Raw genomic sequence first — 15,716 nt, 5'->3', positions numbered from 1 at the left:
CTTCTTTAATACAATAAAACCGAAATCCATAAAATGGGCTTATGAATCAATTATTATTTTAATGATTCATCAAAATTCGTAGCAATTTTTTAATGATTCTTAATTCAATGTCAAATATAACTTTATTCTATCTATTTTTTTGAGAGAAAAACCCTCAATTTTTCCTAATTCGTTAAAGTTTGATATATTCCCATTATCTTCAATAAATTCTTTAATATCCAACGCCATTTCAAAATCAAAATATGGTATTTCCATTAATTCATTGACTGACGCAGTATTTACATTTACTTTTTTTATCTTTTTAGGCGTCTTAACCGTAAACATGGATAAGATTTTATCTTTCTGATTATCATATAAACCATAAACATCCTCAAGTTGGATATCTAGAGTAAAACCTCCTATACTATTCCTATATTTGATTATTCTTTCTGCAATAAAATGAGGCAGGCCAATACTTTGCTCCAGTTCTTTACCAGAAACTGTGTTTAAATCTTTTTTTTGATCATACGATTTAATTGGAAATTTCTTCTTAGAATATTTCCTGCTCATCCCGGTATTACTCTTTTTTATCCATTCTGGGAATTTAAATAAAGGAGATATAGCCGAAAGAACCGAATCAGAAACCCGAGTTACTTTTTTAAAATCTGCAATAGAATTGATCCATTTATTATCATTTCTGTATGCATGAAGTCGATCTAGTTCTCTTGTAGAAAGTCCTAACATATACCCCTTATGGTCTGAGATAAAATTTGGGTTAAAAGGCTGTAAACGATATTCTTTTTTTTGTTGTTCGGCTACACTCTTAAGCGAGTCTATTTGCTGCTGAAAAGAGGTCATTTCGACAAAACTATACTGTTGAGAAGAAGATTTTGGGTAAACATAATATCCTATAAGCACAACAAATAGGATAATTGATAAAAGAAAAATCCCATTTCGAAAACGTGAGTGTATTTCGAAATGGGACTTTTTATAATTCATAAAGAATAGTCTTTTTAACTTTTTGATGCTTTTATCGCATCAAAGTATCTTGTAAGTTGTTTTTTAACTACAGGAAATAAGAAAAATAAACCTATCATATTTGGAAATACCATTGCAAAAATCATTGCATCAGAGAATGCCCAAATAGAATTCATACTAGCTGCTGCTCCAATTATTACAAAAGTTAAAAACAATAGTTTATAGACTAAATCGGCAGCTTTACCTCTACCAAATAAGAATTTCCAGGATTGTAAACCATAGTATGACCAGGAAATCATAGTTGAAACCGCAAATAATACTACTGCAATGGTTAAAAACACATTAGAATAAGGTATATATTTTGCAAAGGCCATAGAAGTTATTCCTGCACCTTCATAAGATACTCCATCAATGAAAACTGCTCCAGAACCATCGCCTCCATACTCAAATGCTCCACCAAAATTGAAAATAATAATTACTAATGCGGTCATTGTACATATCACTACAGTATCAATAAAAGGTTCAAGTAAAGCAACAAGTCCTTCACTTGCAGAATATTTAGTTTTTACTGCAGAATGTGCAATAGACGCAGAACCTGCTCCTGCCTCATTAGAAAATGCAGCTCTCTTAAAACCTACTAAAAGAACTCCTATAATACTTCCAACTCCAATAGCTGTTGGATTAAAAGCTTCACTAATAATTAAGCCTATAGCATCATCAACTAAAGAAAAATTACCAAAAATTATATATAAACAAGCTAATAAATATAAGATAGCCATAAAAGGAACTACCTTTTCTGTTACAGAAGCGATACGCTTAATTCCTCCAATAATAATGATCCCAACAAGAATTGCCAGAATTATTCCAATCCAAAAACCTGCACCTGTACTTTGAAGATCTAAAAGCTCTTTTAAAACAACAGTAGCCTGATTAGATTGTGCAGCATTACCACCACCAAAAGATCCTCCTATACAAAATATAGCAAATATAACTGCTGCAATTTTTCCTAGAACTTTAAATCCTCTTTCTTTTAATCCTTTACTTAAATAGTACATAGGACCTCCATACACAGTACCATCTTCTCCTACGTCTCTATACTGAACTCCAAGAGTACATTCTACAAACTTGGTAGACATTCCTAATAATCCACAAATAATCATCCAAAATGTAGCTCCTGGTCCTCCAAGTGCAATTGCCAGGGCTACCCCCGCAATATTACCATTACCCACAGTACCTGAAACTGCTGTTGCCAATGCTTGAAAATGACTAACTTCTCCTTCCTTAGATTCATCCCGTATGGTATCTCTTATATCACCATCTACCGCAGCCGATGGGTCTCCTAAGCTATGCCCTTCAACATCATCATATTTTCCTCGTACTACATTAATAGCTTTTCCAAAATACCTGAAGTTAGGAAAACCAAAATATAAAGTAAAAAACAATGCACTTAATACTAATAATATGATAACAAACGGAGCACCTTCAAAAACTTCAAAGAAAATTACTGCAGAGAAAAAGTCGGATACAGGTTTAAAACCTTCGTCTATTTTCTGATCAAGTCCTTTTTCTGTGACCTCTTGTGCAAATGTTAAAAATGGAATGGTGAGTGCTAAAAGTGAAAGAAGAATTCTCTTCATGATTTTGTGAATTAATTGAATTTAATTGTTAAGAAGTGAGCAAGATGGTAAAAAAAACATTTGTTTACAATTTTTTTAGATGTTAAATGTTTCTAATTCTCAAATATCGAACTCCTTATTTAAAAGATTAATTTGTTCTGGGCGACCTAAAACTACAATCTTAGAACTTGGTTTTAATAAGGTATTAGCTTCTGGGTTTACAATATATTCTCCCTCTGGTGATTTGTAACCTATAATGGTACATCCTGTTCTGGATCTCATATCGATATCAAGAATAGTCCTTTCTATTTTATCATCAAACATGTCTTCAAAAGAAATTTCTTCGATGTTTATAGATTTTTTACCCACAATAGAAAGATTATCCAAAAACTCTATTAAATCGGGCACTACTACTAAAGACGCCATGTGATCTCCACCAATACGATCTGGCATAATAACATTATCTGCGCCGGCTAATCGTATTTTCTTATAAGAAGTATCTTGAGAAGCTCTACTAATTATTTTGAGCCCTTTATTAATTTGTCTTGCAGAAAGTACAATAAACAAGTTATCTGCATCTTCTGGCAATGTACATATTAAACAAGCAGCTCTCTTAATACCTGCTTCTATTAATACTTCGTCTTCTGTGGCATTACCTTTTAGAAAAAACAGGTTTTCATTTTGATATCTTTCTATTACTGCTTCGTCTTTTTCGATAATAATAAATGGTTTATTGTATGCTAACAATTTGGCGGCAGCTTGTTTACCATTACGGCCATAACCAATTATAATAATATGATTTTCAATATGATGTATCATTTTTTGTGTTTTTCGATATTGAAGTCTTTTAGGATCATTTTTACTTACAATATATTCTGTTATTACAGATACAGAATATGCAAATATGGCTACACTAGTCGAGATAAGGAATACAGTAAATAACTTTGCACTATCACCTAATGGTTGAACTTCTCCAAAACCTACAGTAGACAAAGTAATCACTGTCATATATAAGGCATCTACCCAGGAATAGTTAGAAAAAAACCGAAATCCCAGTACCCCGATAGCAATTACTATAATTAATAAAATTAATGCAATAAATATTTTTGGAATTCCCCATCTATAAATCTTTTTCATAGGTCAAATACTGAAGTTCGTTTAGTATAAACCAAATCTTTTAGTTTTAGCCAAAATGCCAGATTAAGGTATATTACAAAACCTAATCCCACAGTGGCAAAAGTTAAATAAATAAAGAACAAACGCACATTTTTTGCTCGCATCCCTAACCTATCGGCTAACCTAGAGGAAACATAAAATCCATTACGTTCTAAAAATTGTCTTAGATTATAAAGCATATCGCAAAATAATTATATTATCCTAAATTCTATTCACCATTTAATAAATAATTCCCGATTGCACATTTTAAACATGCTTTTTGGTCACAGTATGTATTTTTGAGTTGAATCATAGCTTGAGAATGCATTGCATTTTCAATTGGTACGTTTAAGTCCATAAAATTGCTAATAATGCTGTTTTTTTCAAAAGGTAATTTAGTAATTAACTCAAAAATATCTTCTTCGGGATTTTGTCCTACACTTCTGGCATATACAAATTTTATAGGGATAATTGTATTAATCAACAGCAAGTCTACAAATGGTTTTGTTAGTCTTTTCTTACTTGCTTTTGATTCTTTTTCAAAAGTATAATGATTTTGCCAAAATTTGCTGGTCTCTACCGCGAAAAGAGCATAAAAATCTTCAATCCTATTACTGCTAATTACTTTACTGAAGAGTTGGTGGTTTTTAAAATATAACATTGCCAACTGCGCCAATCGTATCGTTGGAAAATTAGGTGGTCGTAGTCTAAAAAAATGAAATGGCTCTACTCTACCGGTACTTAATTTATACTTATTTTTCAAAAACTGATATTCATTTTTCAAGGTATTGAAGTACTCTCCTTTTATATCAACTTCTAAGAGGCTTGCCTGACCAAAAAACAAAGCCTCTAATTCTTCTAGGTGACTTGTACATTTTCTAAGTACTGCAAAATCTATTGAATTTGCCAAGCTCAAAAAAGAAGCCCCATTTGTTTTCAAGCCAAAATTTTTGGACAGTAGCTTAAACAACACAGCTTCCCAATTGTTTGCAGAGTCTTTTAGAAGTTTCAAAATTAAAGTCGATTTTTTTTCCAGTCGTTCTAAATACAGTCTTTCTTGCCAATTCGACAACATAAAACGCGAAACTTCGGGGAGCTGCTTATCACAACTAATCCATTGTTGAGCATTTTTATCAAAGAGTTTTTTATAGCGAACTAATAGCTCTTCTCTTATGTATTCCCTAAGTTGTAATGTTGGTATAATCGAGTTATCTTTTCTGTATACTTCTACATCATCTTCCCAAACTACATGAAGAATTACATTATCGTATGCAGGGTCATTCTCATGATTATGAACATACCAGTCACTTGATCTGATATGCACTTCAACGTTTCCTGCCCATTTTTGCCCTTGAATAATAAGTCTTGCATCAAAAAAATCGGGTCCAGAGCTTTCTATATTGTGCGTCCCCACTTGCTGAAGTATAAGCTCCTCATGCCTTGTTGTTCTTAGATCTACAAACCCAAATTTTTTATATTTCCAAAGGTATTGTAAAAAATCCTCAGTCATATATTCTATATATTGTTTATAATTATCAGACCTACCTGTAAGCAAACAGGTGGTATTAGCTACTAAATATTTCGGGTAGGATAGAAAATAAGAAGAATAGCTTTTCTAAAATTTAGATGATGAAATTACTAAAATTTATTAAAATCCTGTAAGTTCTATTAAATAACATTGACTACTTTTTAAATCTATATATAAATGACTAATATTTTAAAGTCTATTTTTATTTCTGTTTTCCCAGTAATTGCTCTTTACTTTACTATTGACAGTGTTATACATCTTATTGATCATGGAGTATCATATAGGTATATAGGAAGGTTAATTATTTCGCTTTCTATTGTGACACTCTTCATTTTGATTTTTATAAAACCCGTTGCTCGAACTGATGCTAATCTAAAAAAATACACGCTGCCTATTGCTATTGGTTTTTTAATTAGTCTATTATTTGGCGGTGTTATCGAACAAGATTTAAATGGATCTTTACCGGGAATTGGTCTATTTTTAGGGTGGATATTATATATAAGATGGTATTCTACGTTTAAGAATAGAGAAAAAAACACGGTTATTAAAGTAGGTGACCTGTTACCAGAACTCGAATTACAGGATCCAGAAAAAAACAGTATAAATACTTCCAAATTTATAGGAAACCCATCAATTTTTCTATTCTACCGAGGAAACTGGTGTCCATTATGTATGGCACAGATCAAAGAAATCGCTTCTCAATATAAGGAACTTGAAAAAAGAAAAATAAATATAGTTCTTATTAGTCCTCAACCTCATAGGCATACCAAATCTCTAGCAAAAAAATTTGGATTAAATTTCAATTATTTGGTAGATCAAGGAAATAAAGTTGCCAAGCAATTACAAATTTTTTCAAAAAATGGTCTTCCTATGGGTTTCCAAATACTAGGATATAACAGTGATACTGTAATGCCAACTGTAATCATAACGAATAAAGAAGGAAGAATAATCTTTGCAGACCTTACTAATAATTATAGAGTACGACCAGAACCAGAAATATTTTTAAAAATCATTGATCAACAAAGTCTTTAGTTGAAAATACTAACATTAGTTAGTACCCCCAAAAAAAAGAAGGTTAAAGTTGCTATAAACACAAAAAACACAGAACTAACTCCTTTTAAATAGTACGATTACTACTTAATATTCTTAAAATCAAGTTAATTCCTTACAAAAATGTACTATTGGTAAGATTTTATGTATTAATGGAAAACTTAACCACAAATTCATTTCTTTACTTTGTTATGAATTAAAGGGAAAATTAATTCATTCTAAAAATATTAAGATTACAAAACCCTAAGCTAAGTTGAGTTTGTGTTAGGTTATTGATGGTTGCCATTTTTGGCGACCATCTTTATTTTTATACATATCCAAAAAACAAGAAAGCCAGCATCTGAGCTTTACATATTTTATGTATTCATATCTGGATAGATATCAAATTTATTAAAAAATGCTTTTTTAAATTTTGAAGAATTAGAATAATTAAGCGTATCCATTACCTCACGTATTGATAATCCTTCTCCGATAATCATATTGTATGAAATCTCTAGTCTTTTATTATTAAAAAACTCTAAAGGAGTTTGGTTATGAATTTCTTTAAACATATTAAAAAAATTAGTACGACTCATATGTGCCATCGCTGCTAATCGATCAACCCCAACAAAAGGTTCTTTAAGATTATTCTTGAGATAATCACTTACCTTATAAATATTACCCACTTGCCCGCAATTGATACTAAAAGGGTTGCTTTCTGTTTCCCATCTTAATACATCTTTCCAAAAAGTTTCTAATAGCCGAACACCCCTAGCAATAAAATAAAGGTAGTTCTCTACCCTATCTACATCAGGTTGTACAATCTGATCAAAAAGACTTGATTGTTTATAAGAAAGATAAAATTTATTAATATGTTGGTGAGAATAACGAATATAATTGTCAAGTTTTTCTGCCATATCGTTATTCTTTAAAAAAAAAGGTTTGGTATATGAACTTTTTAATACAATCATGGTAGATTTTACTTCAGCTCCTTTTGTAATAAAAACTTGTTCTCCTTGTCGAGCATCCATGCACCTCATATTACCAGGAGTATAACTATCAGAGTACTGGCTTATAATCTGATCTTCCTCTAATTGATGATCTAAAGCATATTTTCTAAAATGAAGTATAATATCTTTTTCATCGATGGGTCGTCTTATATATTCAATATCTGTATTAGCTTTATAATTGTTTATAATAAGAAAGACTTCTGGAGATATTTTATAATACAACAAATACCCTTCTCCAATCTCGGGAGGAAAATAAATTCGATCAGTAGAACTATTTGGACTTAGTTGTGATCTAAAATAGTCACTTAGTTTGTCTATATCAGAAAAATCAAACAAATATTTACACATACCACCATCATTTTACACTTATCTTATTCAGCCCATGTAGATGTATTCCTGGTAACTAAAAAAAATAAATAAACACAAAAACAACCCCTTTATTAGCTTACAAAAAAAGCTAATAGAGGGGGAGAATTATTATTTAAATATAAGAATTTATTTTATATGGCTAATAACATCATACTTTGTTATGATGTGGTGTTTTCCGTTTTCTAACTCAACTAAAACTGCAGAACTTCCGTTTTTAATAAGCTTAGATATCTCATCAAGTGAAGTTTTAGCGTTTACAATCGGGAATGAATCTTTCATAACATCTTTAATTGGTGTACTGCCCGTATTTTTATCATCTAAAAAAGCAGTAAAAAGTGCACTCTCATCTACAGAACCAACAAATCCATCACTATCAACTACTGGTATTTGCGAGATCTTAAATTTACGCATACGCTCAATAGCATGTGATACCAGTTCTTCTGTCTTAACAGTAACCAATGGTTTTTCTATATGATTTTTTACTAAATCATCGGCTGTATATACTTCTTCATCAAGAAAACCTCTTTCTCGCATCCAATCATCATTAAACATTTTCCCTACATATCTACTGCCATGATCATGAAATAAAATCACTACAACATCATCTTTGGTAAAATGTTTGTTTAATTGAAGTAATCCTTTTATAGCCGCTCCAGCACTATTACCTAAAAACATTCCTTCTTCTTTCGCAAGTTTTTGAGTATAAACCGCAGCATCTTTATCTGTCACTTTGGTAAATCCATCAATAACCGAAAAATCTACATTTTTTGGTAAGATATCTTCTCCAATACCTTCTGTGATATAAGAATAAATTTCGTTTTCATCAAAAATCCCTGTTTCATGGTATTTCTTAAAAACAGAACCATAGGTATCTATTCCCCAGATTTTAACATTTGGATTTTTTTCTTTTAGATATTTTCCTACGCCAGATATCGTACCTCCAGTACCTACTCCAACAATAAAATGTGTTATTTTACCGTCTGTTTGTTTCCAGATTTCGGGACCCGTGCTTTCATAGTGTGCTTGTGCATTCGAAGGATTATCATACTGGTTAACATACCATGAATTTGGAGTTTCTTCTGCTAATCTCTTAGAAACCGAATAATACGACCTTGGATCATCTGGTTCTACATTAGTTGGACAAACCATTACCTTTGCTCCTACGGCTCTAAGGATATCCATTTTTTCCTTAGACTGCTTATCTGCCATTACACAAATCAGTTTATACCCTTTTATGATAGCTACTAAAGCTAATCCCATTCCTGTATTTCCCGATGTACCTTCTATAATAGTTCCTCCTGGCTGTAATCGACCATCTGCTTCTGCATCTTCTATCATTTTTAAAGCCATTCGATCCTTTACAGAATTCCCTGGGTTAAAAGTTTCATATTTAGCCAACACTAAAGCATCTACATCTTTCACTAGTGTATTCAATTGGACTAACGGTGTATTACCAATAGTCTCTAGTATGTTTTTTGCGTATTCCACTCGATATAATTTACAACCCTATAGGGTATTTTAACATGGCAAAGATACGACCTAGATTATCGATTGGCAATTTTTAAGAAAGAATAACAAATTATTGAAAACGGATTGACTTTGTCGGTGATATCTTTGCTATAATATATGAAGGGATAAGTAGCATTAACAAACACAATAACATTGTTCCTATATTAAGTAACACAATATATCCTATATCAATATACACTGGGGCAGTACTTACATAATACGTTTCTGGATTAAGCCCTACAACTCCATAATACTCTTGTATAAGAAGTAAACCTATACCGATAAGGTTACCCCAAAACAAACCTATTAAAATCAAATATGCAGCATTATAAAGAAATACTTTTCTTATACTCCAATCATTTGTTCCTAAGGCTTTCAAAATTCCAATCATAGGGGTTCTCTCAAGAATCAAAACCAATAAAGCAGTAATCATATTGATACCAGCAACCAAAATAATAATCCCAATAATCCCAATAATATTAAGATCGAATAGTTTTAACCATTCGAAGATTGTGGCATACTTTAATGAAATTGTCTGACTATCTAGGGTAGAAGGAATATTTTCATAGATTTCCTGTCCTTTTTTATCGATTTGATCAAAATCATCAATAAAAACTTCAAAATTTCCGATCTCATCTGGTTTCCATTTATTCATTTTTATCACATGTCTGATGTCTGCAAAAAGGAAGGTTTCATCAAACTCTAAAAATCCTGAATTATAAATCCCTACAATCTCAAAAGCTCTAATAAAAGTTTTTGAGTTTGAAGCAGTGTTCTTTTTTAGGAAATATGTAATTACTTTATCTCCAATACTAAACCCTAAACGATTTGCTATATGTGAAGACAACAAAATTTCTTCATTAAGTTCCCCTGTAAAATCGGGTATTCTTCCTTCTACAAGATATTCTTTAAAAGAATCCCAGTTATAATCTTTACCCACTCCTTTAACCACCACACCATCAAAATCAGATGCTGTGCGTATCAGTCCCATTTTTGTCGCCACACCTTGCATATGAACAATTCCTTCAACCTCAGAAAACTCTGGATAGAAGTTTTGATCAGTAGATATAGGCATAAGAGATTCTACACTACTGTTATTATCAAAACTAGAAATTAATATATGCCCATTAAATGCAGCAACTTTTTCCCTTATTTTGCGTTGTAGTCCTACGCCAGTAGCAACTGTAATTAGCATCATGATCATACCAACGGCAATAGCAAAGATTGCAATTTTTATAATTGGAGTCGAAATGCTACTTTTATGTTCCTTACCTTTGATGAGGCGTTTAGCAATAAAATACTCGAAATTCAAGCTTAACTATGGTTTTTGTTAGAAATGCATTCAAAAATACATTTTTATTCCTTTTCATAATTTTTATTTCTTGTGTAAGTGGAATAAAAACAACTTTACCCCCTTCTTCTGTAAAAATTGAAAACTCAATATCTGCAGCATATATTGCTCAAGATACTACAAAAATTCAAGAATCTATAGTAGTTGGGGCCAATCTTACTGATGATTATATTCCTATTTTAGAAAATAAGAAAGTAGCTATTGTAGGAAACCAAACTTCTGTTATTTTTAAAGATAGTATTACTAGTCAAAATTATGTACATCTTGTTGATTCTTTATTGTCTAGAAATATTAAAATTCAGAAAGTATTTGCTCCAGAACATGGTTTTAGAGGTAAGGCAGATGCAGGAGAATTAGTTGCTGACAGTAAAGATATCAAAACGGGGCTTCCTATTTTCTCTCTCCATGGAAAAAACAAAAAACCATCTAAAGAAGCTTTATCTAATATCGACATTGTTGTTTTTGACATCCAGGATGTAGGAGTTCGCTTTTATACCTATATTTCGACATTACATTACGTAATGCAAGCCTGTGCAGAAAACAATATCCCTGTCTTGATACTAGACCGTCCAAATCCAAATGCACATTATATTGATGGTCCAACCTTAGAATCTGAGCACTCAAGTTTTCTGGGAGTACACCCAATACCATTAGTTCATGGTATGACTATTGGCGAATATGCAAAAATGATCAATGGTGAAGGCTGGTTGGGAAAAAATTTGACCTGTGAGATTAATATTATTCCTGTTAAAAACTACACTCATACTGCTTCATATAGTTTACCAATACGACCATCACCAAATTTACCTAATGATAAAGCTATCAATTTATATCCTAGTCTTGGTTTTTTTGAAGGAACTACCATTAATGCAGGTCGTGGTACCGAAACACAGTTTCAAATTTTTGGTTCTCCTGACTTGAGTATAGAAAAATATGATTATGCTTATATCCCCAGGCCAAATTTTGGTTCTAAATATCCTAAACATAGAGGAGAAGTATGTTACGGAAAAGATTTAAGAAAAAACGAATCATTGGATTCTATAAACCTAGAGTGGTTAATTAATGCCTATAACCATACCAAAGTCAAAGAAAAGTTTTTTAATACCAAATCATTCACCATTCACGCAGGAACAAAAAAATTGCAGCAACAAATTGAACAAGGTCTTTCTTTTCGAGAAATTAAAAACACATGGACAGAAGATCTCGAAAAATTTAAAATTAAAAGAGCGCAATATCTAATCTATTAATAGCATTATTTAATTCTATAAAACCCCTATTTTCAGGGATGTTATTGACTCTGGGAATTAATACATTTGCTTATGTTAAAATTTGTACATCAAGCAATTGTATATAGTATATTTATTCTACCTTTTATCTTGGGAGCACAGATAGACAGGAGTAAAATTCCGTCTATTCATAAAGAAGAAAAAAAGATAGTTAAAGAAATTCAGCTTTTGGTTAATACTCAGGGCAAAGAAGAAGAGGGGTATAAAAAAACTCATCATCAAATCAAGACAAGAGCTTTAAAAAGTAATCAATTCAAAGCAGATTTAAATCTGGTACTTTCCTCCTATTTTAAAAAGAAAGCTATGATTGATTCATCATTGTACTATGCAAAAAAAATATTGACAATAAAGCATTTCAAAAACGATACTATAAAGAGTGAGATTTACGGCCTTGCATACAACATGTTAGGAATATTAAACTCTAAAATAGGCCTTGAAGAAAAATCAAAAAAATGGCACTTAAAAGGCATTAACATTTCACAAAAATACAATGATAGGCGTATTCACTATATTAATTCTTTTGGTCTGGCAAATGCATATCTATCAACAAAAGAGTATGAAAATTCATTACGTCTTTATAAACAATGCCTAGAATATACAGAACATCCAGAAATAGTTTATGGCAGCTATGTTAACATGGCTAATATATATGGTTATTTAGAGAATTATGAAACAACCATCCTATATCTAAAAAAGGCACGTGAGATGTGTAAAAAATCTCAAAGAAATCGTTGTATTGGGATCATTTCAAACAACATAGGAATTACATATCGAAAGCAAGGTGATATGGATCAAGCTTTGATAATGTTTGATGAGGCTCTAGAAATTGCAGCTACTTACCAATATCCTGAAATAGAAATTATCGGCTATCTAGAAAAAGGCCTTATACTAAATCATCAAAAAAAACATAAAGAAGCAGAGAAGATGATTCTTTTAGCTTTAAAGAAGTCAAAAGAACTTGGGTTTTTAAACAAACAAAAAAGCATTTATTATAGATTAAAAGAGGTATCTATTTCTCAAAATGATTATAAGAAAGCGCTTTCTTATGCCGAAAAATTCTATGAGGTTTCAGATTCTATTCGATTTTTAGAGAATGATAAAGAAATTAATGAATTAGAAGTAAGGTATCAAACTCTTCAAAAAGAAAAAGAAATAAAAGTTCTTCAGGTCCAAAATGCGAATCGAGAATTGGATTTAAAAAATCAGGAAGAAGCTATCAAAAATCTCAGATTACAACAAGAGATTGAAAAAAAAGACACTCAGAACAAGATTTTATCTTTTCAGAATGCTTCAGAAAAAAAACTTAACGAAATTACATTGCTAAAAAAAGATCAGGAAATCCAAGAATCTAAATTAGCCAGACAAAAAAGTATTAAAAATAGTATCTTGTACTCTTTTTTAATTCTTCTTATTCCGGTTATTGGTTTATTATTTACATACTATCAAAAACTTCAGACTCAGAGTGAATTAAATAAAAAACAGGAAGAAATAAGTGAGCAAAAAATTTCTTCTTTAATTAAAGAGCAAGAGTTAAAACTAATTAAAGCGTCTATCAAAGGCCAGGATAAAGAAAGAAAACGAATTGCGCTAGAGCTACACGATAGTATCGGTGGCAATCTTGCTGCTATAAAGCTACAACTAAATAACACTGTGCTTAATGGAAATAAAAAAACAATAACAACTATTAACAATCAATTAGATGATACTTATGAGCAGGTACGTAATTTATCGCATAACTTAATACCTAAAAAATTTAGTAAAAACAACTTTTGTGATGTGCTTGAAGAGTATTTTAATAATATTGGTGGTACAACTAGTCTAAGCACTTCTTTTGTAGCATACCCAAGAACAGAAATTGATCTTTTAGATGAAACGTTGCAAATCGAAATTTTTAAAATTATTCAGGAACTTATAACTAATACTATTAAACATGCCAAAGCTACTTCTGTAGAACTTCAATTAAATCTAGTAGAAAATATTATAAATGTACTATTCGAAGATAATGGTATAGGCTTTAACGCAAAAAACAAGGCTACCGGACTTGGATTTGAGAATATTAAAAATCGATTAAAAAAAGTATCAGGTACTTTTCATATCGATTCTAGAATTAATCGAGGTACTATTATAGATATAGAAGTTCCTGCATTAACATCAATTAATAATAAAGTGAGCTATAATCATTAAAGATCAATTCTAGTCTACTTGATGACAAACAAGATTAGAATTATACATAGCAAGTTTTATTTAAACCTAATTACAAAAAAATAAACCAATGAAATATAATTTAATCATAGCAGATGACCATAAAATGTTTTTGGATGGTTTACTAAGCATTCTTAACTCAGAAAAAGAATATAATATTTTATTAACTGCCAAAGATGGTAAACATATTGCAAAATACCTGGAAATTAATCCTGATGAAAAAATCGATCTTATTATCACCGATATTTCTATGCCAGAATTAGATGGTATTTCTCTAAACAAAATTATAAAAGAAAGAAAGAAAAGTATAAGAACTCTGGTAGTTAGTATGCATAATGATGCAGATATGATCGATAATCTTATAGAACATGATGTAGATGGGTATGTGCCAAAAAATGCTGAAAAAGAAGAGCTGTTAAAAGCTATAAAAACAATACTTAAAGGAGAAAAATATTTCTCAAAAGATATAAAAGATATTTATTTAGAAAATAAGTTTGCAAAAAAAAAGAAGGAAGATATTAAACTTACCCAAAGAGAAATTGATGTTATTACCCTTATCGCTCAAGAGCATACTACACAAGAAATTGCAGATCAATTGTTTTTGAGTAAACATACTATCGAAAGTTATAGAAAAAATCTTATCGCTAAACTTAATGTTAGAAACCTGGCTGGGTTAACCAAGTATGCCTTAAAAATGAAGTACATAAAACCTTGATAAGGTATAATTCTATTCTTATCAATACTAAAATTAGGTATTGAATCTTGATCTGGTTAATTATTTCTTATTACCAAACCCATCACCCAAACGGTAGCTTAGTATAATCCCGTGTGTATTATTAATGGGAGTATCTCTTAGGGTTTGATTATAATTATATAATAATCGTAAGTGATTCGAAATATAAAATCCTGCAAGAAAATTAATAGAAGAACTCGTTCTGTATCCAGCACCAATCTCAATTTTGTTTTTGTAGTTCACTGTAGTATTAATATCTACCTGAATCGGAGCTCCAGAAACATATTTAACCAAAACGCTGGGAGTGATTAATACTTCTTTAAAACGTGAAGCAAAAAAACGATATCCTGAATACGCATAATATGGAGTCTCTAAATTAATATTATCCTCAGAAGACAAAGAATCTCCTAATAAGTTTGGAGCAGAAACTCCTATATAAATATGCTCTCTATTATACAAAAATCCTACTCCCAAAGTAGGGATAACCGTATTAATATTATTTGCAAAATTAGGATCATTATCAATGCCTAATTCTAGTAAATTTTCGTTATAAATCATTGCACCTCCCGTAATCCCAAAAGATAATACATTAGGGTTATAAGACCACCATCGCGCCTGGTTATAATTATGGTCAAAAACTATTTTATAAGCATATGAACCAAACAAATGTGTAGCTGTAGTTACTCCTACCTGGTCACTATAAACTCCTGCTCCTAATCCCATATTTTTTGAACCCAATGGCGAATTGACTGTTAATCCTATATTTCTCGGACTACCATCTAACTGATTTAAATATCCCCTATTGGTCAGAGTAATATCAGAATCGGGATAGAAACCAGCATGGGCTGGATTAATAACCACTGTATTGTAATTATAATTTGCAAAAACCGGTGTTTGCTGCCCAAATATTGGACATAAAAATCCTTTTGATAGTATTCCAACTATCAATAATATATATACTTTTTTCATAA

The 15,716-nt window shown here is 31.0% G+C and carries 13 protein-coding genes; 4 read left to right on the top strand and 9 right to left on the bottom strand.

What is annotated here, in order from left to right:
* Positions 1-99: 99 nt before the first annotated feature.
* The 5 genes from NNL09_RS13530 to NNL09_RS13510 form a co-directional block, all read right to left on the bottom strand.
* Complete coding sequence (locus tag NNL09_RS13530; protein WP_196909562.1) at positions 100-978, bottom strand: ComEA family DNA-binding protein; 879 nt, start codon at positions 976-978, stop codon at positions 100-102.
* A 14-nt stretch (positions 979-992) separates the two neighbouring features.
* Entirely contained in the window at positions 993-2,594 is a 1,602-nt protein-coding gene (locus tag NNL09_RS13525; RefSeq protein ID WP_025665919.1) for a sodium:alanine symporter family protein, read from the bottom strand.
* A 99-nt stretch (positions 2,595-2,693) separates the two neighbouring features.
* Positions 2,694-3,710, bottom strand: coding sequence for a TrkA family potassium uptake protein (locus tag NNL09_RS13520; protein WP_025665918.1), 1,017 nt, complete (start codon positions 3,708-3,710; stop codon positions 2,694-2,696).
* Entirely contained in the window at positions 3,707-3,928 is a 222-nt protein-coding gene (locus NNL09_RS13515) for a PspC family transcriptional regulator (RefSeq protein ID WP_024768898.1), read from the bottom strand. Before NNL09_RS13515 ends, NNL09_RS13520 begins: the two co-directional genes overlap by 4 nt.
* A 29-nt stretch (positions 3,929-3,957) precedes the next feature.
* Positions 3,958-5,238 (bottom strand): DUF2851 family protein, encoded by a 1,281-nt coding sequence (locus NNL09_RS13510; protein ID WP_196909561.1) that lies wholly within the window; start codon positions 5,236-5,238, stop codon positions 3,958-3,960.
* A 195-nt stretch (positions 5,239-5,433) separates the two neighbouring features.
* Here NNL09_RS13510 and NNL09_RS13505 point away from each other — a divergent pair, with 195 nt between their 5' ends.
* Positions 5,434-6,288, top strand: a complete 855-nt coding sequence (locus tag NNL09_RS13505; RefSeq protein WP_196909560.1) for a peroxiredoxin family protein — start codon at positions 5,434-5,436, stop codon at positions 6,286-6,288.
* A 374-nt stretch (positions 6,289-6,662) separates the two neighbouring features.
* Here NNL09_RS13505 and NNL09_RS13500 read toward each other — a convergent pair whose 3' ends face one another.
* The 3 genes from NNL09_RS13500 to NNL09_RS13490 form a co-directional block, all read right to left on the bottom strand.
* Positions 6,663-7,643 carry an AraC family transcriptional regulator gene (locus NNL09_RS13500; RefSeq protein ID WP_025665915.1) on the bottom strand — a complete coding sequence of 327 codons (981 nt, stop codon included), beginning with the start codon at positions 7,641-7,643 and terminating at the stop codon, positions 6,663-6,665.
* 147 nt (positions 7,644-7,790) lie between these two features.
* Positions 7,791-9,152, bottom strand: coding sequence for a pyridoxal-phosphate dependent enzyme (locus tag NNL09_RS13495; RefSeq protein ID WP_025665914.1), 1,362 nt, complete (start codon positions 9,150-9,152; stop codon positions 7,791-7,793).
* A gap of 91 nt (positions 9,153-9,243) precedes the next feature.
* The gene (locus NNL09_RS13490; RefSeq protein ID WP_025665913.1) at positions 9,244-10,485 is read right to left on the bottom strand and encodes an ABC transporter permease; all 1,242 of its coding nucleotides are present in this window, start codon (positions 10,483-10,485) and stop codon (positions 9,244-9,246) included.
* Between the two features lie 8 nt (positions 10,486-10,493).
* On the opposite strand from NNL09_RS13490, the gene NNL09_RS13485 reads away from it, so the two are divergent.
* The 3 genes from NNL09_RS13485 to NNL09_RS13475 all read left to right on the top strand — a co-directional run bounded on the left by NNL09_RS13485 (position 10,494) and on the right by NNL09_RS13475 (position 14,727).
* The gene (locus NNL09_RS13485) at positions 10,494-11,771 is read left to right on the top strand and encodes an exo-beta-N-acetylmuramidase NamZ domain-containing protein (protein WP_196909559.1); all 1,278 of its coding nucleotides are present in this window, start codon (positions 10,494-10,496) and stop codon (positions 11,769-11,771) included.
* Positions 11,772-11,843: 72 nt separating this feature from the next.
* Positions 11,844-13,994: a tetratricopeptide repeat-containing sensor histidine kinase gene (locus tag NNL09_RS13480; RefSeq protein WP_025665911.1), complete on the top strand. Its 2,151-nt coding sequence runs from the start codon at positions 11,844-11,846 to the stop codon at positions 13,992-13,994.
* 88 nt (positions 13,995-14,082) lie between these two features.
* Positions 14,083-14,727 carry a response regulator transcription factor gene (locus NNL09_RS13475; protein ID WP_025665910.1) on the top strand — a complete coding sequence of 215 codons (645 nt, stop codon included), beginning with the start codon at positions 14,083-14,085 and terminating at the stop codon, positions 14,725-14,727.
* A 60-nt stretch (positions 14,728-14,787) separates the two neighbouring features.
* Here the strand turns inward: NNL09_RS13475 and NNL09_RS13470 are convergent, their stop codons facing one another.
* Positions 14,788-15,714 carry a PorP/SprF family type IX secretion system membrane protein gene (locus NNL09_RS13470; RefSeq protein ID WP_196909558.1) on the bottom strand — a complete coding sequence of 309 codons (927 nt, stop codon included), beginning with the start codon at positions 15,712-15,714 and terminating at the stop codon, positions 14,788-14,790.
* Between the last annotated feature and the right edge of the window lie 2 nt (positions 15,715-15,716).

This window comes from Aquimarina sp. EL_43, from assembly GCF_943422735.1.
In the GTDB taxonomy this organism is placed as follows: domain Bacteria; phylum Bacteroidota; class Bacteroidia; order Flavobacteriales; family Flavobacteriaceae; genus Aquimarina; species Aquimarina megaterium.
Note: the sequence above shows the minus strand (reverse complement) of the source record. Positions and strands in the feature narration are given on the sequence as shown.